Origin of the sequence: Pseudomonas sp. PGPPP4 (assembly GCF_002256045.1) — a bacterium.
GTDB lineage: Bacteria > Pseudomonadota > Gammaproteobacteria > Pseudomonadales > Pseudomonadaceae > Chryseomonas > Chryseomonas oryzihabitans.
The window spans coordinates 297,060-315,809 of the sequence record NZ_NKID01000003.1; the positions used below are offsets into that span (position 1 = coordinate 297,060).

An 18,750-nucleotide genomic window follows, 5' to 3' on the forward strand; every position below is an offset into this window, starting at 1 on the left:
CGTACCGAAACACAGATTTCATACCAAATCTAACAGGAGAGCCTGGCTTTTATTGCGTCTAATAAGGTGTTCGCGCTTTTCTTTATGTGATGATTCTCATTAATGTCCTCCGCCGCATTCCGACGTATCCTTTGCCGCAAATCCTGATCACTAGCCATTCTTTGAAGAGCGCCAATCCAAGAAGAAAAACTGTTATCTGTTAGCAAGCCTGTCTCTTCGTGAGTAATGCTTTCAAGATATATATTTGCTTCTGAATAAATGCCAGGGACTTTAGCGGCGCCATAGTTTAAATATTTGAACGGGTTTTTGCAGGAGTTGAATTCCTGTGCGTCTTGATCTTCTCTGCCTCCAAGTGGAGTAATTGCGAATTGGTAGCGTCCTGAGATCAGGGCACGCATATATTCGGCGTAAGGCATGCGATTGGTAAAGTGCAAAAAAGGCAGCGAGAATATTTCAGGAAAGGGATCTCCATAAAAATCTAAAATGTAGTGCGGATTACGTAAGAAAAAAACCTGCAACGCTGCTAAAAGCATATCCTTTGAGGTCTGCATTTTTAGGAAATCAGCGTTTGTGAATACCACGCGAGGTGGAAAAGCTTCCAGCCCGCCAGGCTGTTCCAGTGTTACATATTTTTCTATCCACATCCCATTAGGAACTAATATGGTTGTGGGGATTAGCTCTATCAGCTTCTGCTGCAATTTTAAGTTTGCAACTGTTACTATATCTGATAATTCAATAAGCTCATGGATTAAATCCAGGCTTTTGCAATTTGCTTGAGCACCGCTATAAGTAGGAAAGGAAAATATCCAATCATCAATGTCGTAAACTACCAACACGCCACGCTTTTTGGCGTTCCTGACTAACTTCACAGCTGCAGAAGAACTATGTTTGCTCAAAATCAATACATCTGACCAATTTACGCCAGCTGTAGCGCAATCATCACTCTCAGAAATTGACGTAAAGCTAACTTGTCCGATAGATTCTAAATACTCAAGAACTTCCGTTATTCTAGCGGCGACAGAAAGTGAGGGTACGCCTGGGGCAACATGCGATTCACGTTGCAAAGCTAGAATCTTGATCATTTAATAATTTTATCTGGTGTTTTAAAGAAAAATGGAAGGTTTTCTACAGGGCCTATCGAGAACCCAAGTAGCCTTCCTTGGCTTGCCCTTTTTGGATCGATATCAAGTACGGAAAGACTGCAATGAGCTGGTAAATAAGTAGGAAAATAGTCCATATTAATGGATGTGACATGCTGAATTAAACATGAGATAGGTCCAGAGTGTGCTGTGACGGCCACAGCATCGCATGGATCTTCCAATTGCTCTCCAAGCCAGCGCAGAACTCGCTTATTCAAAGCGTGATGGGATTCTCCCTTCGGATAGCATAGGTTCGGATCTGTACCGAATTCTGGTTGAGCCTTTAGAAAATCCTTCCTTGACCAATTTGCTACCTCGCCAGCATCTGTTTCGCCTAGCCGCTTATCCTCCTGCCAGCATACGTCTTTGAATAGAGCTTCTGCCGTTTGGCGCGCGCGCCGCCAATGGCTGACATAGTACCGATCAGCTTGAATTCCCGAATCCAAGATCCAGCTACGCATGCGCTGTGCCTGTAATAGGCCCGATGCGCTCAGCTCGTCTATCGGCGTGCCCGTAACCAGATCGGCCTCGTTAGCCAAAGAGCTTCCATGGCGAAACAGGAAAAAAATCATTATTTAATGTGCCTAAGCATATCGATTAAAGGGTCTATAGAGTTTGGTAAGCAGAACTTTCTCATCTTATTGACTAGCGTTTCTTTGTCCAGGGACAGAGATCGTACCTCATCCACAGCACGCGAAATTTCTGAGTCACTAGTAGGATCCGCATATATGGCGAGATCACCAAAGTGCTCACGTGACCAGTCCGAATCACTCAATAGTAGACGACAACCTGACAGACCTGCTTCGATTGCAGAGAGACCTGGGGGCTCATGTGCTACCTCAATATAGAACAGCGCTTCTTGTAGTGCGGATCTTACTATCTCAGATTTCTGCGGTAGTCCTGCTATGAAAAGTGCGTTCCCGCCTGCAGCCTCTCTACATTTACGAAAATAGGCTTCATCACGGCTACGACCAACGAGCACTATGGGGATATTTTTTTCGCGCAGGACACGGATAGCAGCTAGCTGGTTTTTATTTGGCTCTATGACCCCGAACCAAATCGCATACTCATCCAAGTCATACAGACTCTTGAATAAACCTTTAGGAGCCTGCCGTGTATAAATAGGATCCGCAGCAGCGGTCACCCGACGAATCTTTTCTGCTGGCGGCGTAAATAGCCCGCTAAAATGCGACTGCTCCGCCTCTGATTTGAAAATAACTAAATCTGATAGATCTAAATGCTCGTTAAGCAAGTTTATGGGCACAGTAGACTTGTCTCTGAGCCATAAATTTGGCCATAAGGCAATCGGCTTTCCTGCTGAATGAATTTCTCTAAGCAATTCAAGTCCTCCACCATGAACAGAGAAATGCAATACAACATCATAATTGTCTATAGATCGAGAGTATGGGCCATAAATATCTGCAATAATTCCTCTTTGCTTTAGGCTGTCAGCAATTGAGAAAATCTCATATTCACCACCGCCACGAACAAGAAAAGCCTGATGGTAAGTGGTTATCAGTACACGCAGCTCTGACACGTAAACCTCGTGATTATTAGTGTTTGTTTATAGCAAATAGATTTCGCCATACGTCATCATTGGCGCGTTCAAGAATTTCTGCAGAGCGTCGTTGGCCCGCTTTGCTTAAGGCAGCTGCATGATTCGGGTTTGTTAACAAGGAGATCGTAGACTCACTTGCTTCCCTAATGTTTGAAAAATGAAAAACTGAGTCGCTGCCTAATTCGCTTGCTGCAGTTCCAGACCGAACCAGTGTAGGTATTCCTAGGTGCATGGCCTCAAGTACCGGTACACAAAAACCTTCATGTCGGCTCACCGATAAGAATAAATCAGCGCTACTGAAATGGGCATAGAGTTGCTCATCGTCCAGAGTTCCGGTCATAACCACAAAAGAAGCAATGTCATTAGAATAAGCTTTCTTTTTCAAGTGCTCATGGTATGTTTTATTTGGGGTGCTTCCAATGATAGTTAGCTGAGCGTCTATGCCGGCCGCTCTAACGTTTAAAAGTATATCGATAGCATCCTCGACACATTTGTGTGGTACTACACGACCTAGAAGTAGCAGTTTTTTTTGTTTCTCGCTTGAAAAAAGCGCAGTGAAAACTTTTTTGCTACAAAAAAAAGGCATATCTATGCATACAGGTGGGATAATTTGTATTTGGTCCACGCGCATATGAGATAAGAGTGAGCTTGCTGTAAATTCTGAATTGGCTATCACTATATCAAAATGTCGTAGGTCTTTGAATTGATCAACCGAACGATTGCATAGGTCGGCAGTTATAGGCTCGAAATCCTGCAGAAGCCTCGCTGGCGTAACGCCATGGAAATAGCACCATTTCCGGCAGCGTAAAGCTAGAAATCGTTCTAGGATCGGATCATATATGGAGTAACTTAGTATCAGCAGGTCATGTTCCGTGATTTCTTCAAAAAGCTTTTCAATTGGAAAAACGCCATTGGAAAAGCGCTGAGCATATAAGCTGGCTTCCAGTCCTATGCGCCTAGCCATACGCATCAGGCCGAAACAGTGATTGCCGACAGCATCACCTTGCCAAATATCTGGAGCTGCGATAAAAACTCTCATTAGCCAACTCCGTTAAATAGTTCTAGCGACTTCAATCTTTCGTAATAGCGATGGCTCACCGCTTCTGGTGAGTAATTATTTTGAATGAACTCTTGGCCGTTACGAGCTATTTCATTTCTACGAATAGCATCTTCATAGCAAATACGCATCATGGTAGCTGCTGATTCTATATCTGCTTCAAACCAGTGCTGACCGTCCGCAAAGCTATACTGATCCTTGCGGACAGGAACGATGCTGCCTTCCACTAACAAGGCAGTCGAAGAGTTGGTAAAATCAGTATTGCCTGAATAATTTGATGTAATAACAGTTTTACCAAGCAGCATGGCTTCGGCAATATTTCGACCGAAACCCTCGGCCCTATGCAATGAAATGAAGCAGTCAGCCAAGGCGTGCAGTGCGATTAGCTTTTCTCGAGGGAAAGCTTCTGAAATAATTGTGATCCTCGAATCTGCTTCGGCAATTTTTAACACTCCAAGCCATTCGTCATCGGTAGAGGTGATATTCATGGCCTTGAATATTAGACGAATACCATTGACTTTTTTCGGGAAAGCGATTTGAAATGCTTTTGCTACAGCTAGAGGATTTTTGCGGGCAATACTTGAGTTGCCATCCAAAACATTTAGGAATTTGAATTCCTGATTGTTGGGCAAGGCGAACTCGTGATATTCGTAAACGCTATAAACATCAGGGATTGCAACAGCCATAGGCATTACATATACTGGCTTGTTAGTTGAGCTTCGTACTGCGTCAGCTATGAATTTCGTGCTCGACCAAACTTCATCTACAACGTCGACGGCAAGCTCCAAGCCTTTGGGATAGCGAGGCAGCTCCCATTGCCAGCATCCTATGTTATATCGATTCCCTAATATTTTTTTCCCAGCTGCACCCAGTAGGCGGACCGTCTCGTAGTGCGGAAGAAATATGAGATTCGTATTGTAGATGGGGAGCTCAGTTTCGTAGTGTTGAAGTGTCAGGTCGCACTGACGGGCCCCGATGCGAAGGGGAATAGAGGGTACACAATAATCAACGTCTGCTTTAGACAGCGAAAGTGCAGCCATACGAACATCTTCGCCTATCCCTAACTCGCCTCTTCCGAAGCCAATGAGATTCACGCCGTTGCTCTTGTAGCTTCCGCAGAACGGAGCTTCGTATGTCTTATCCTTTAAAGAGGGAATGGAATCTTTTTGCGTATAACCCATCTCACGCAGCCCAAAATCGTGCAACCAGTTATTTAGCGCTATTCGCCCATCTGAGTTGCTTATGTCGAACGCCCGCTGTAAATCCTCACGGATATGCCAAGCCTCTAACGCAAGTGGGCGGACTGAATCTATGTCACCTTGTTCACCGTCAATAGAGGAGATTACCATTTCTCTGGTAAGCGTAAATGGTAACCTTAAGGTTCGGCTAAGAAACTTTCTACACCACCATTTGACTAAAGACTTTCTTTTTTCTAGCGTCGAAAATTTAAAGTTACCGTCGGGCTCGGAATTATGGTCCGCTATATAAAAGGCACACATGGCTCTGTTGATAGGCATTCCTGCATCCTGGGGAATTCCTGGCACAGGCTCACTATATACGTGTTCCGGTACCAGCCAGGCGGTGGCCTGATCCAGTGCACCAAATTTAAGCCACCAGTTAATTAATGACTTTCGTCCTGCTAGTGTTTCAATGTCAAAATCAGCTAGATCAGGGCGAGAGTTAAAGAGGGAAAACAGCCCACAAGTTATAGGTAGATAAACATCCTGCGGAATCCCAGGTGCCGGTTTTTCATACGCATCAGGATGAATGAAATGCCGGAGATCGGGTCGAGCTAGTGCGTGATACACCCACCAATTCACGAAAGATTGACGGTCTTCTTGAGTCTTTAGGTCAAAGCTATCATGGAGATCTCTTCGGGATATCAAGAACGATCGCATGCCGCGGGTAATAGGTAAGCTTGCATCTTGAATTAGACTTGGATCGCTCTCTAGATAGATTTCTTCCCGCATGAACTGCCGATACTGCGGGTCAAATCGACCGATATCAATCCACCAAGATATGAGTTGGGCCCGCCCGGAATAGGAATTCATGTCTAGAGAGGAAAGGTCTTCTCTGCTGGCATGTAGAGCAAGTAAACCTGACGTAATGGGTAAGCCAACATCTTGGCTTACCTGGGAAGAGACCTTGGAATAGCAGTCCTCTTCAATGAAGGGACTAATCTCTGGATCGCGCATTCCAGAAGAAATCCACCAAGTGACTAGATCCTTCCTGCCGTTGCAGGTTGAAAGATCAATTTGCTGTTGGAGATCTTCTTTGGCAAATAAGAGAGCATGCAGCCCCCGAGTAATAGGTAGCGGAGTATCTTGACTTACATCAGTGGAGAGCTCCGTATACGAGCTTTTTGGCATGAAAACGCCATATTCTGGCGACTTCATACCTTCTCTGATCCACCATTGGATAAGCATATTTCGTCCACGAGCTGTAGACAAATCGATAGCTTCGCGCAGATCTTCTTTCGCATCCAAAAGGCATCTTAGACCAATGGTAATGGGTAGCGGTGTATCCTGTGGAATAGTCCAGTCGATAATCGAGTAAACGCTGTCTTCGATAAACGTTTCATAGCGCGTATCAAAACGACCATCTTCGATCCACCAGCGGATCAGCGATCGCCGTCCTGCAGGAGAGGACAGATCGAAAGAAGCACGTAGATCATCACGCGATAGATACGCCGCGTGAAGGCCACGTGTAATAGGAAGAGCGCAGTCTTGAGGAGTAGTTTGATCAGTTTCGGAAAGCCATTTGAGCTCTTTTGGGGCGATTGGAATATCCTGATTCAAGTGGATAGCAGCACAGTGTACTGGGTTATCCACTACTAGATATTGCTGTAAGTCGCGATTTCCAAGCCACAAAGGCTTGATTATGCTTCTGTTGGAAAACGGCGGTGCGTTGTTGCTTTGAAAAAAAGAATCAAAATCTTTATTACTGGCGTAGTCTTTCAAGTCAACTGCTGGGGTTATGATTCCATTTCCAAATAGGAAAATATTTCTTTCTAGAACTTGAGTTACTTCGTCAGGAATATTGGGGGGTGCCAAATCTAAGCCATGAGCGTGTAACCATGTGTAGTCGACTAACTTGCTTCCAGTTTCACGGAGCCTTATAGAGAGGGTGTGCTCATCTATAATAGACATGGCTTTCGCTTGAAATTTTTCCAGGCTTGTTTCTGATAACTCGAATACTGAATGCCACTGGCCATGTGGTAGGCCATCGCCCGTAAGCCAGTTTTTTAAATGCCTTTTATAGTTATTGGATAGCGGGGCGTCTATTTTAAATGGGGATTCGGGTGATGATGCAAAAAAGTCATCAACGCTAAAGCTGGCGACGAATGAATCCAGCCGCCGAATACGCTTCGGAGAGCAGATAAGAAACTTGGAGCAGCCCCATGTTTGAAAGCTTCTACCAAACAACCTAACGGCATCGGGGTACGCATCGATGTGAGATAAAACTAGCTCTGGATGATCTGCAGCATAGGAAAAATAATCTTTTCCTATTTTAGAGTAGAAACCGTTATAGTCATTCTCGAATGCGGAAGTGACTATGTTGACGACGTCGTAATCTTCTAAGCTTTCAGATAGCTTTTCCAGCGCAGAATTCCAACCGCTAAACTCCCTCCTTGTATTGTCGCCGCCAATCAAAGAAATGTTTTTTCCGATCTTCACGTGTACTGTTTTTGGAAGTGCAGTGTCGATGATTAGTGCATCATAATTACTTATGCCTAAGTGGTTATATAAATCGCTAAGCCGCTTGAAAGCACCATAATAATCGCGGTCGCCATAGCGAACAAAAAGGGTAACTAACTTCATTCTTCAAACTCGACTTCGAAGATAATTTTGTTCTGGTCGGCGTTAGACCAACCTAGACGCTCTATATCAAATTGGTTAATTTGATAAAAAAATTCAAGACGCGCTAAACAGCGTTCTAAGCTCGCCGACGGAATTGTTTTTTCTATCAAGTCAATTATCTGCTGTGCTGCAGACTCCCATCCCTTGTTTACAACTGGTTCGAGTGGCTGATGATTTTGTTCAGTCCAGTGATCTATGCGTAAAATAATTTCTTGAACTGCGCGTAAAAGTTCGGTTTTCAATCTGAAAGGGATGATGTTTTTTATTGGGCTGACATGCTTGCGGATTTCATCAAGTAGGGAGCTATCGCGCGCAATGACCGGCTTTCCAAAAGATAATGCTTTTAGTATGGGCAGCCCAAATCCCTCATAGTGTGAAGGGAAAACTAGGCATGCGGAATCACGGAACAAGGTGTCTATATCCTCATTGGCGATCATGCCTGACGCAAATTGCTCAACATTGATATAGGTGGTTTTAATTTCTCCTAAAACCTTAAATTGAATTTCCGGAAAACTTGCCGAGAGCATTCCGACAACATCGTATAGACCTTTGTGGTAGTATTGATTTCCTACAACCAATACGTAAGGGGGCGTTGATTTGACACTTTTGGCATTTGGCTTTTCAGGCACGTAATATTCTTGGGGGCGAAGCGAGCAATAAGATACTGTGGAGTTTTTGTTTCGCGCTTGAGGAAAACGCTGTTCGAAAGCGCGTTTTGTAAATTCACTATTATATATAAAGCCATCTGAGTGGGCAGCCATATTTCGCCAAACGCCATCAATGTGGGGCATCCGAATATAGTGGCAGTCCCAAGCGATGGCATCCATGACTAGATAGATATTAACCATTGAGTGGAGTGCCAGATCACGTATTTCGCTGAAGCTCCATGGCTGTGAAAGCCTAACACTACAGTCAAAACTATCGTCAGCTGGTATTTTGTAAATTACTTCTCCATCAATGATTTCGTCTAATTTATGAAATTCTGCTGAGTTTTCGAGCGCCCAAAAATAGGGGGCGATTTTTGCTTGCGCACAAATTTTACACAAGTAAGGAATTAGAGAAATAATGTGTTGTGCAGTACCGTTATAACCCGGGGCGAGGTTGCGAATATCAAACAATACCCGGCGCCGAATTTTATTCTTCGTTTGATGCCACAGTAGAGACTCTGCCCGCCGCTCTGGAAGGTATGCTAGCCGGTCTATTGCACGATAATAGTCTGAAGCCTTATTTATTTCGGGTGGCGTTTGAGACCGGCTATGCTCTGAAATGTTAGTGATTTCAAACAGAGCACGATTGCAAGTGACTGTGCTATAACCACGACGGTTAGCTCGTATATAGAGCCGCGCCAATGCATCCGCTAGATCAAGCCTCTTACCTTCTAGTCTGCCAAAGTTATAGAGTACACGCGCCTTCACTAGAACAGGTGCTGATATAACTATACCGTTGCTATAGGTTTCTGGTAAATGCTCTAGAAAGGTATTTATCACTTCCGTGCTTTTATTTAAAACTTCCGCATGCGCACCAGGTATAGAGGCCGAGCCGCCAACATTGGTACGGGGAAGCGAAAAACCATACAATGAATCAGACCTCAACGCTGCTTCAAGATTAGTAAGCGCTTCGTCATCAAAGTTATATTCTGGCTGGACAAACAGTACAGATATGTCTTCTTCGATAATAGAGTGTAGCTTGCTATTGAGTCTATAGTAAAAGTCCTTTATGTTAGAAAAACTTATCTCTTGGATTTGAGCGTTTTTTATGTGGGCTGCCTTTACATCTTCCGATACAAAGGCTGTTATACAGCTGGTCTGCTTTGGCAAAAAGCTCAAATTATATTTTGAATTTTTAGAGGTACTTGGTAGTAGAATTATTTCTATTCTGCTCAATTTAGACTCCGTCAGCCTTTGAATAGCTCTCAATTTCATTAGTTAGAGCTTTATACACATACTCGGCATTGAAATGCTTTTTTATAAAGTCGTGTGCTTTAACTTGAAGATCGGCACGTACCTGATCACTTTTAAGTACCGAAACAATTTTGTCTGCAAAATCTACAGCATTTTCAGCAATGATAGCAGGGATATCATCAATCTCCCTTAAACCATCTGCTGCAGATGGCCAGGCAACGTGCGCCTTGCCCCAAGCCAACGCTTCAATTGTCTTTATTTTTAGGCCTGTTCCTACTCGACAAGGGTTGACTACCACAGCGGCTTTTTCGTACTCAGCTTCTAAACTTTCTACAAATCCAAGAAGCGAAACAGTTGGGTCATCGCATTGTACCTCTCGGCATACTTTCCCAATTACTGTCAAGCGAGCGGCGCTATGCTGTTGTCTAACCAGTGGCCATGTATAGTCGAGAAAGTCTTGGGTACCTCTTACGTTAAACTCGTTACCAGAAGCGACGATAAGGACATGGCCATTTCTAGCGAAAGCATGATTCGTAACATGGATGTCCAGGTCGAAGCTAACAAGCAGTATTTTTCGTTCGGGTAAAAACTTAGCTATTTCTAGCTGCTCAGCTTTTTGAATGGCAAGTATAACGTTTGCTCTCAATAACAGGCGGCGTTCCTGTTCTTCAGTTAAGCTGAGTCCATAATTTTTTATACCGTACTGCTCTACTGTTGCTTGTTTACGGCAAAAGAGATCATGTGCGTCGACTATTCGTAAAGCATTGGTGCATTCAGGAAGCATTAGAATTCTGCTCATAAATACGTATTGTGCTATTACGACATCCGGTTTGATGTTGGAAATTATCGATGCGACTTCGTTGACAAACCATGGTGGACAAAAGCTATCCAGGATTTTTGATAACTGTGGATCCTCGAAGTCGGTATCTATTAGATGATCACCTGAAATGCTAATTCTATGACTGGGAGGCACAACCGCTCTATTGTCAAATATATGTAGATCTTCAACTAAGTCATACAAGCCTAAAATGCAATCGTTGGAAACTTCTAAGTCGTCAAGGGGCTTTAAGATTAACGTTATCTTATAACCTCGCATGCTGAACCATTTAAGCATTTTATAAATGCGAATCTCATTGCCGGCGGCGGGCGGATAGGGCAAAACGTGAGTCACCATCAAGACACTAGGTCGAGTATCAATTGCAATGCAAGAAGGTAATGTCATATGACGCGTCCGAGTTTCTCGTTATGTCTTTTGTCAGACCAGTGCCTTGTAAATGCGCTGTAGTTCTTTAGTGGTGGATAGCCAAGAAAAACTTTCGCTTGCAAAGTTTGACGATAAGCTCTCAGTTCGCTCGTCAGCTTTACTAATTGATCTATCTATCGCGTCCCGCAGCTCGCCAAGAGAGTCTGGCGATACATAACTAGCACGATCTCCAAAATACTCTTCGCATGATCCTTCGGATGTTAGTAGAAGCGGTGCGCCTTGTGCTGAAGCTTCTAAAGCAGCAAGTCCAGGGGTTTCAAGGGTGCTCGGGAGACAAAATAGATCACAGGCAGCATAGCAAGACAAAAGCATTTGATTATGTGGCATTGGACCTAAATATACCACTTGGTCTCCGCCTTCTTTCAATACCTGCTCGGCATAACTCGCGTCGCGTTTATGTCCGATGAGAACTAGTTTTACATTCGGAAAATTTCGCATCGCCCGAACTAGAGATAGTTGGTTTTTTCGAGGCTCAAGATTCCCAACGTTTAATACAAATCTATTTGATATATTATATTGTTCTTTAAATAAGTTCGGGGAGGCTTTTTCGAAGAAAAATGAGTCGATCCCATTATATACAGTGGAGAATTTTTCTAAAGGCAGATCCAGAACGTCAGATAGAGTGCGAGACTCTATTCTTGAGTTCGTTATGATTTGGTCAGCGAGGCTTAGCTGCGCGCGAATTTCTTCTATTGGATATAGATGTTTGGTCTTTTCCGTTATCCAAAGGCTAGAGGAAATTACTAGTGGAATTCTCAGGTTTTTTATGAAGTTGCAAAAATGTACGGACCCGCTTATACAAGAAAAGAAATGTACTACATCGTAGTTGAGAAATTCAGGTTTCCACATGTCTAGGAGTGATACGTTAACCCCATGTCTAGGTAGGTGCTTCTGATACGCTAATAGCTGGACTTCACCACCGCCTGGTGTATGAAAGGCCATGGGGTAAGTCGAAAAAAGAACTTTCACCTGACGCCTCCTAGGACTCCTTAACAATTATGAGGCTTTATAGCCTTTCATGTGAGGAGAATAGTTATTCCGATACGCTTTAATGAATTTTGTGATGACTTCAAGAGCCTTTTTTGTTGCTGGTACAGCGTATGAACTCACTTAACATTTTTTTTGTTCGTGCTCTCCAAGTATTATGGCCTATTATCCTTGTCGTTTCAGCATTGTCTAACTTGCCTCTTTGAAGCTGTTTTTCTATCGCTTGACAAAATTCCTCGGCATTGTTGCCGAATGCAACTTCAACCTGACTATTCTGTAGCGCATTTAAAGGGGTCGATGCTACAGGTATGCCTGACGCAATATACTCGAAATACTTCATCGGGAACATCGAGTACGTATAGTCATTGATCAATGAAGGAAGTATTCCGACTTGGCTTGCGGCTAAGTATTTAGGTATATCTTCATATTTACGGTAACCTAGAAGGTGAGTATTTTTGTAATTTCTCATCTCTGTTATATATTTGCTTTTCTGTCCCTCACGTTCTTCACCTATAAATATCCAATTCCATTGCGGTCTAAGTTTTATTGCGGATAAAAGCAGTTCAAAATTTATTTTAAAGTCTGAGAGGACACCATGATAGATTATGCGGGGCTCGGGAATGGCACTTATATCTTTAGGAGTTGAGTGCTGACTTGCAATGCCACCAAAATGGTCCGCATCTACAACATTTGGAAGATAGTGTGTTTCTTTATTATATATTTCGCAGTAATCAGCTAAGGCAGGTGCCGTAGTAAAAACAATATCGGCTGTAGCCAATAATTTTTTTTCTTCAGATTTGTAACTTGCATTATCGACTCCGGGTACGGAGGCCACGTCATCGACGCAATGGTACAGTATCCCCCTGTGACTAATTTCTTTAGGCACGTCGAGCATGAATGGGTGATATGTCCAAATAATGGAATTGTTTAGACCAAGCTTTTTTGATGCTTGTTTGATCGTTTTTAGCAAAAGAAATTTATTGATAGTTCGAGTCAATAAAAATCTGTAGCCGGCAGGAACAACTAGAGGCGAAATCACATAAATGCCGGGCTTGCGCTCTATAGCTCCCAGGAAAAGAGACCTTAATCCACTAAAAAGTCTTTGTTTAAGTCGTTGCCAGTCACGCAAGCTTTTTCCTTGAGGAGATCTCAGGCCTACGCTTTCTATGTAAAGAACTTTGACACCCAAATCGGCAAGGGAGCTAGCGCAATGTTGCTTGTTTGTCCAGTATGGCTCGTCCCAGTCGGCTGTCGCAAACAAAATGCAACTATCTATAATAACATTCATGTCCTTAGTCATCGAATGGCTCCATTGGCGTATCGCTAAGGATTGAAGCTATTCTTTTGGAGGCAAGTCCGTCACCATATGGATTGGGGAGGGAGGCTAACCTCATTCTTGCAGTAGGGTCTTTAAGCCACAAGTGTATTGCTCTTTCAATTGAGCTAGGCGACTGTCCGGCCAGGGTCGCAAAGCCAGCAGTAACGCCTTCCATGCGCTCCGTATGTTCTCTCATGACAACCACGGGCGTGCCAAATGTAGGGGCTTCCTCCTGAATTCCTCCTGAATCGCTTACTATTAAGCTTGCCCGGCTTATAAGATATAAATTGCTCGCATAGTCTAACGGATCAATTAACTTGAAATTTGGTATATCTCCTAAAATTGAGTGCACGGGAGATTTAACATTGGGATTCATATGCACAGGCATTATCCATGTATAATCAGTATAAATAGATGCTAGCTTCCTTAACATTATGCATATATTCTCCAGAGTGGCGCCGAAATTTTCTCTCCTGTGGCACGTGACTAAGATTATGGGGGGCGATGACTTATCTAGGTTTGGTAAGTAACTCTTGAGCTGCTTGGGGGCACTACTACAATGGCTTGAAAATATGCTGTTGACTGCGTCGACTACAGTATTACCTGTGACATGGATGTTCTTCGCTGGAATACCTTCAGCCGTTAGTGCACTCGCCGCAGATTGGGTGGGAGCGAAATGCAAGGTAGCTATCTTACTAATTAGCTGTCTGTTTGCTTCTTCGGGGAAAGGGCTGTTCAGGTCCCCTGTTCGAAGACCTGCTTCTACATGTCCAACTTTAATTCCGCGTTGAAAGGCAGCTAAACAGGCGCAGAACGCTGTGGTTGTATCGCCCTGTACCAAAACCCAATCCGGTTGGTATTTTTCGAAAACGCTATCCAGTGCACTCAACTGGCGTGCTGCTAAAATGTTTAAGGAGCGACCTGGGCTCATTGTATCCAAGGATATATCTGGATTTATCGAAAAAATACTCAAGACTTGGGACAACATTTCCTTATGTTGCCCAGTTGAACAAACGTAGGTGTCACTAAATTTTTTTAGCTCCTCAATCACTGGAGCCATTTTGATCGCTTCAGGTCGTGTTCCCACAACAACAAGAGTTTTCAATTCAGTATTTCCCCTAAGGCGAATGCAAGTATTTTCCCCTTGTATTCTAGGGCAAATTTATTGCCTATTTCGCCAATATGACTATCACTAGAGAGCTTAAAACCCTCCTGGGTACTTAAAATCTGTAGCTTCGATTTGGCCTGAATGAAGTCCAATGCTCTACATTCGTCCCAGAAGAGGGGGGAAAAGGCACTTTTCCGTATGTGCGCGATCAATTCTTGATGGCGCTGTACACGAGTCTCCTCGTCTGGCCAGCCATACTGATATCGTGGCGAAAAAGGGTGATCCAGGAACCCAAATAGAGTCCTGGTTTCGCGTGCCTGGTCGAATGCTGCCTTATAGATAGCCAATGGATCGCCCTCGCTGAGCATGCAGTCGCCGTGCAGCATGCATTGCTGACTGTGGCCTACGAAGCCGGCCGGTAGGTCAGCGAGCTCTCCTGCTCTTGCTAGCAGGAAATCGGGGTCGTTGCAGATGATTCCGCCGATACAGCCCTCATAACCGACATCGCTCAGAGCGGCTAGGGCGTAAGGAGGCGAATGATGGAAGGGGGAGACGGCATAGCGAACTCTGACGCCTGTCGTTTCAAGGATTCGCTGTCTGGACATCAGCGCCTCTTCTCTTGCGGCTGCATAGCTCCCGCCCCAGTTTGGCGCGTGGGTAGCGGTGTGGCACAGTACTGCCTCGCCCGCATCAGCAAATTCCCTGAGAAAATCCTGTTGTTCGGTGGACTCGAGAACCCTGGAATGGATTGCCAGGGAAAGAGGCACACCCATCTCCTGGTAGGCCTCCCATAGCGGGCGGGCGGAGGAGATGTCTTCGTCACAATCAAGCCGCATGGTGACGACAGCGTCATAGCCGTAGGGAATCTCGGATATGACCGGAAGGCAAGGTAGTTCTTCGCCGCGCCACCTGCTGATGAAGTTTTCGATCAGCCGCCATTCGAATGAGTCGATAAGTCCCGCCGATCGGTTGACCCAGAGCGCTGAGGCTGCAGGATACTCATGAAGCGTCACATAGCTCGAGATGATGCCTGCCTCGTTGCTCACCGAGGCCAGGCGATTCGAATCCTGCCCGAGGAGTGGTGTTGCCAGGGACCAGATCGAGCCATCAGCTCGCACTGCTCCGTACCCCATGTTGTTCCACTCGTCCATGAAGTCGAAGCGCTCCAGTGGACGCTCCCAGGCCCCCGCACCAAGCAAGCCCGCGTGCGCGTGATAGCGGATCACCGCGCTACTTTGGGCGACGGCGCCGGAGGCGGCTGCAGGGCTACTGGACCAGGACGTCGGTTGAGGCCATTCAACCTTCTCGAGGTCCAGATAGCAGCGTAGATTCTCCGGCAGGAGACCGAAGATGATCAGCTTTTTCTCGGCAGAGCGCAGCCATTCGATCAGCTGACTTCCATGGTCATCGTCAGGATTTATGGCAACGACGAAATCAGCATTCTCGAGCCCTGCCAGATTGATGACCTTTACCATCGATTGGCTGAGCGAGCGCTTGAACGCTGCGGTAACCAGCGTCGCCGCGTGCCGATCATGATGGGTTGCGAGAATACTGATCATGCGTTCACCACGTGACGAAATTTAGCCCGACGCCCGACTCTCACGAAACCATCGTGCGTCACGAATTCTATGTGGAATGCATCGCCCCAATATCGCCTGACGCCAGACTCGATGTCTTCAACGCGTGAATGAGGCATAGGCACTATGCGGAGGATAGCTCTCGGTCCTCTTACATCAATCTGGAACTCTTCGATTCCGCCTACGCGGTGATCGAGCATATCCATGATGTGATGGGTTGGATAAGGGACGCCGTTGATCGGTACGATGTCATGTATACGGCCAATGAGCTGATCCAAATGGAAACCCTGCTGACCACGCTGGAGACGTCCACAATCGCCCGTTGCATAGCGGATCAAGGGCATCAGTCTGTTTCTAAGACCGGTCAATACCAGTTCGGTTGACCCTTCATCGCCAGGTCTGCTTTCCGGCCACACTTCTGAATCGAATAGTTGAAGCTCTTCTCTTTCAGCGTCGAGCTGATATGCCGTTACGCCAAACTCCGCTAGCCCATAGCGGTCGATAACTCGACAATTCAGCACTTTTTCGATCTTTTCTCTCATGTAGGGTTGCAGCAGTTCGCCGCTGGATTCGAAAACGTCAAATGCCTTGGCGTCCCCCAATCTCGATTCTATGTAGCATGCCAGAGCGTAAATAGTGGAAGGATGCTCGTGAATAAGATAAGGGCGCCGTCGCTGCAGCGTCTTCCAGATCTCCGCGAGCCCTTTTTCATCAACGCGATCGAAGAAGATATTGCTGCGATTCATAGCGAAGCACTTGAAGTCCTCTCGGTTTGGCCAAGTACTTTCTGCCGCGTCTGGAAAGCGGCAGGCAAAATGCAGTGCCGGTTGGCTTTTGCCTTTTCCTATCCGCTCGCGTGCGTAGAGGGTTACGGCTGCCGAATAATCGGCGCTTTCTTGGTCGTAGAAGATAGTCACCGAGCGACCAGTGGAGCCGCCAGTCTTGCAGGCGTGGTGTTTGATTTCCTGCAGGGGTTTGGATAGCAAGCGTTCGCCTTGCTCCAGGATTATCGACTTATCCAGATAGGGTAGCTTCCCCAGATAGTTTACATCCCTATCGACCGAGTCAGGGTCGAAGCTGGTTTTCTTGAATAGGTCTTTGTAATAAGGGACGTGCGTACCTGCAAAGTTGAGCATGTCCACCAGGCGCCGCTGGGAAACCTTCAAGCGCTCTTCACTACTTAGCGCGTAGTGCCGTCGCAGCTCATCAAGCTTTGGGGTGATGTGGCGCCCTTCATGCTTTTCGGCGATGGGATAGGCAATATGAGCACTCACCATCCCTTTCAATAGTCGCAGAGGCTGTCTGGCAAATACAAACTCACTAAGCTTCAAAATGGGATGGCTGGCTCTTATCATGCGAATGCCTTATTACGCTCCGGCTGTTGACTTGGCTTATGAATGTAAGTGGGCTCTTTGGAGAGGCGTTTCTGTTGAGACTTTCTTGTCGCTGACGATTCGGCCATGCTCGAGATGAATCGTCCGTGTGCAAATACGCTCCAAGAGCTCGGGGCTGTGCGAAGCTATTACCAGGATGCCGGCATTGCTGATCAACCTCTCCAAGCGGTGCTCTGCTTTCGAACTGAAAGCAGCATCACCCACGGAAAGCCACTCATCCATGATCAGGATGTCAGCCTCGATACTCGTTGAAATGGCAAAGGCCAAGCGGAGCGTCATACCGCTAGAATAGGTTCTGACGGGGAGGTTCAAGTACTCTCCCAAGTCAGTAAACTCTGCTATCTCGTCGATTTTGGATTTTATTATCGCAGGGCGGAGTCCATCCATTATTCCTCGAAGATAGATATTCTCGAATCCGGTAGCATCGGGATCTAGTCCCATCGATACGTCTAGAAGGGAGGCGACTCGTCCCTCGACCGCAAGATTTCCTTTTACCGGCGAGTAAACGCCAGACAAGGCTCTGAGTAGCGTCGTTTTGCCAGATCCGTTGTGGCCAACCAGGCCTATTCTTTCCCCATGATTGAATTCAAAGCTCAGTCCATCCAGGGCGCAGACAATAGGATGCCTCCCTGCATCTTTTCCAATTCGTCCGCCGGTACTGAAATTGAGCATCTTTTTCTTTAGCGACCTGTGCGAATTTTCATATATTGGAAATTCGATGGTCAGGTCTTGAGCTACGATCTTGGCGTCCATTTTTCTATAACCAGTAAGGAATTCTGTTACGCGTACGAGTCATCAGGTACTGAGCGATACCAAAGCCAATCACGGCCATGGAGACTGCCCATATCCACGAATTCAATTCGATGGTGCTTCCTATTGTGGGCGCTCGGATGAGCTGTATCAGATGGTAGAATGGATTGAGTTCTGCGATCCAGCGACGCTCTTTTAGTAGGTCCACGACCCACATTACAGGTGTGAAGAAAAATGCAACCTGAATAATATTTCCAATGATCGGCAATATGTCCCTGTAGCGGGCGCACACGATAGCAAGCACCAATCCAATCCAGGTGGCATTGGCCAAGACGATCAAAAGCCCTGGTATGATCAGAAGAATTTCAAGTCCAGGTCGATGCCCGAATGCTATTAAAAATGCAAACACTACCGGCAAGCTATGCATCATGATTATGAAATTGCGCCATGTCATCCTTGCCACATGTACGCTAATTGGCATCCTGATCTGTTTTATTATGTAGCCGGCGCCTATCAAGGTGTTAGCTCCTTCGATTGCGCAGGTACTGATGAATTGCCAAACAACCAGTCCCGTACCCAGATAGGGTAAATATTCGTGAATATCCTGACCCAAGATGCTGGAGTACAATATTCCCAGCACACCCACCATGATCAAGGTACTTATTGTGAACCAGAATGGGCCCAAGACAGAGCGACGATATCGCTGTCTGATGTCATGCCAGCCCAGTGCCAGCCATACATGGGTTGCACCTAGGCCGGTCGCTATATCACTAGCTCCGGTATGAGAGCTCCAGCTTCTATCAGGTAGTTCGTTAGTCGAGTTCATGTGATGAGTGT

Annotated in this window: 14 protein-coding genes; all 14 read right to left on the bottom strand. The window is 45.7% G+C overall.

What is annotated here, in order from left to right; all coding sequences use genetic code 11:
• Positions 1–29 precede the first annotated feature (29 nt).
• A complete protein-coding gene (locus CFE50_RS07120; RefSeq protein WP_286732248.1) occupies positions 30–1,082 on the bottom strand; it encodes a glycosyltransferase family protein in 1,053 nt (350 codons plus the stop codon).
• The gene (locus CFE50_RS07125) at positions 1,079–1,711 is read right to left on the bottom strand and encodes a histidine phosphatase family protein (protein WP_286732251.1); all 633 of its coding nucleotides are present in this window, start codon (positions 1,709–1,711) and stop codon (positions 1,079–1,081) included. The genes CFE50_RS07120 and CFE50_RS07125 overlap by 4 nt, the downstream gene beginning before the upstream one ends.
• Positions 1,711–2,676, bottom strand: a complete 966-nt coding sequence (locus CFE50_RS07130; protein ID WP_286732253.1) for a glycosyltransferase family protein — start codon at positions 2,674–2,676, stop codon at positions 1,711–1,713. Before CFE50_RS07130 ends, CFE50_RS07125 begins: the two co-directional genes overlap by 1 nt.
• Positions 2,677–2,692: 16 nt before the next feature.
• Positions 2,693–3,736: a glycosyltransferase gene (locus CFE50_RS07135; RefSeq protein WP_286732255.1), complete on the bottom strand. Its 1,044-nt coding sequence runs from the start codon at positions 3,734–3,736 to the stop codon at positions 2,693–2,695.
• The gene (locus CFE50_RS07140) at positions 3,736–7,575 is read right to left on the bottom strand and encodes a glycosyltransferase (protein WP_286732257.1); all 3,840 of its coding nucleotides are present in this window, start codon (positions 7,573–7,575) and stop codon (positions 3,736–3,738) included. Before CFE50_RS07140 ends, CFE50_RS07135 begins: the two co-directional genes overlap by 1 nt.
• Positions 7,572–9,497, bottom strand: coding sequence for a glycosyltransferase (locus CFE50_RS07145; protein WP_286732258.1), 1,926 nt, complete (start codon positions 9,495–9,497; stop codon positions 7,572–7,574). The genes CFE50_RS07140 and CFE50_RS07145 overlap by 4 nt, the downstream gene beginning before the upstream one ends.
• 1 nt (position 9,498) lies before the next feature.
• Positions 9,499–10,689, bottom strand: coding sequence for a glycosyltransferase (locus tag CFE50_RS07150; RefSeq protein WP_286732260.1), 1,191 nt, complete (start codon positions 10,687–10,689; stop codon positions 9,499–9,501).
• A gap of 81 nt (positions 10,690–10,770) precedes the next feature.
• Positions 10,771–11,748, bottom strand: coding sequence for a glycosyltransferase (locus tag CFE50_RS07155; protein ID WP_286732262.1), 978 nt, complete (start codon positions 11,746–11,748; stop codon positions 10,771–10,773).
• Positions 11,749–11,848: 100 nt separating this feature from the next.
• Positions 11,849–13,066: a glycosyltransferase gene (locus CFE50_RS07160; RefSeq protein WP_286732264.1), complete on the bottom strand. Its 1,218-nt coding sequence runs from the start codon at positions 13,064–13,066 to the stop codon at positions 11,849–11,851.
• Entirely contained in the window at positions 13,059–14,189 is a 1,131-nt protein-coding gene (gene wecB, locus CFE50_RS07165; protein WP_286732265.1) for a non-hydrolyzing UDP-N-acetylglucosamine 2-epimerase, read from the bottom strand. The genes CFE50_RS07160 and wecB overlap by 8 nt, the downstream gene beginning before the upstream one ends.
• The gene (locus CFE50_RS07170; protein WP_286732266.1) at positions 14,186–15,751 is read right to left on the bottom strand and encodes a polysaccharide deacetylase family protein; all 1,566 of its coding nucleotides are present in this window, start codon (positions 15,749–15,751) and stop codon (positions 14,186–14,188) included. The genes wecB and CFE50_RS07170 overlap by 4 nt, the downstream gene beginning before the upstream one ends.
• Positions 15,748–17,124, bottom strand: coding sequence for a phenylacetate--CoA ligase family protein (locus CFE50_RS07175; RefSeq protein ID WP_286732267.1), 1,377 nt, complete (start codon positions 17,122–17,124; stop codon positions 15,748–15,750). The genes CFE50_RS07170 and CFE50_RS07175 overlap by 4 nt, the downstream gene beginning before the upstream one ends.
• A 36-nt stretch (positions 17,125–17,160) precedes the next feature.
• Positions 17,161–17,916, bottom strand: a complete 756-nt coding sequence (locus CFE50_RS07180; RefSeq protein ID WP_286732269.1) for an ABC transporter ATP-binding protein — start codon at positions 17,914–17,916, stop codon at positions 17,161–17,163.
• Between the two features lie 4 nt (positions 17,917–17,920).
• Positions 17,921–18,739 carry an ABC transporter permease gene (locus CFE50_RS07185; protein WP_286732270.1) on the bottom strand — a complete coding sequence of 273 codons (819 nt, stop codon included), beginning with the start codon at positions 18,737–18,739 and terminating at the stop codon, positions 17,921–17,923.
• Positions 18,740–18,750 lie beyond the last annotated feature (11 nt).

Excerpts from the sequence above, each read along its gene's own strand:
- CFE50_RS07180 (WP_286732269.1), bottom strand. The coding sequence starts at position 17,916 with ATGGACGCCAAGATCGTAGCTCAAGACCTGACCATCGAATTTCCAATA.
- CFE50_RS07170 (WP_286732266.1), bottom strand. The coding sequence starts at position 15,751 with ATGATCAGTATTCTCGCAACCCATCATGATCGGCACGCGGCGACGCTG.
- CFE50_RS07185 (WP_286732270.1), bottom strand. The coding sequence starts at position 18,739 with ATGAACTCGACTAACGAACTACCTGATAGAAGCTGGAGCTCTCATACC.
- CFE50_RS07175 (WP_286732267.1), bottom strand. The coding sequence starts at position 17,124 with ATGATAAGAGCCAGCCATCCCATTTTGAAGCTTAGTGAGTTTGTATTT.
- CFE50_RS07160 (WP_286732264.1), bottom strand. The coding sequence starts at position 13,066 with ATGACTAAGGACATGAATGTTATTATAGATAGTTGCATTTTGTTTGCG.
- CFE50_RS07140 (WP_286732257.1), bottom strand. The coding sequence starts at position 7,575 with ATGAAGTTAGTTACCCTTTTTGTTCGCTATGGCGACCGCGATTATTAT.
- CFE50_RS07135 (WP_286732255.1), bottom strand. The coding sequence starts at position 3,736 with ATGAGAGTTTTTATCGCAGCTCCAGATATTTGGCAAGGTGATGCTGTC.
- CFE50_RS07120 (WP_286732248.1), bottom strand. The coding sequence starts at position 1,082 with ATGATCAAGATTCTAGCTTTGCAACGTGAATCGCATGTTGCCCCAGGC.
- CFE50_RS07125 (WP_286732251.1), bottom strand. The coding sequence starts at position 1,711 with ATGATTTTTTTCCTGTTTCGCCATGGAAGCTCTTTGGCTAACGAGGCC.
- CFE50_RS07150 (WP_286732260.1), bottom strand. The coding sequence starts at position 10,689 with ATGGTGACTCACGTTTTGCCCTATCCGCCCGCCGCCGGCAATGAGATT.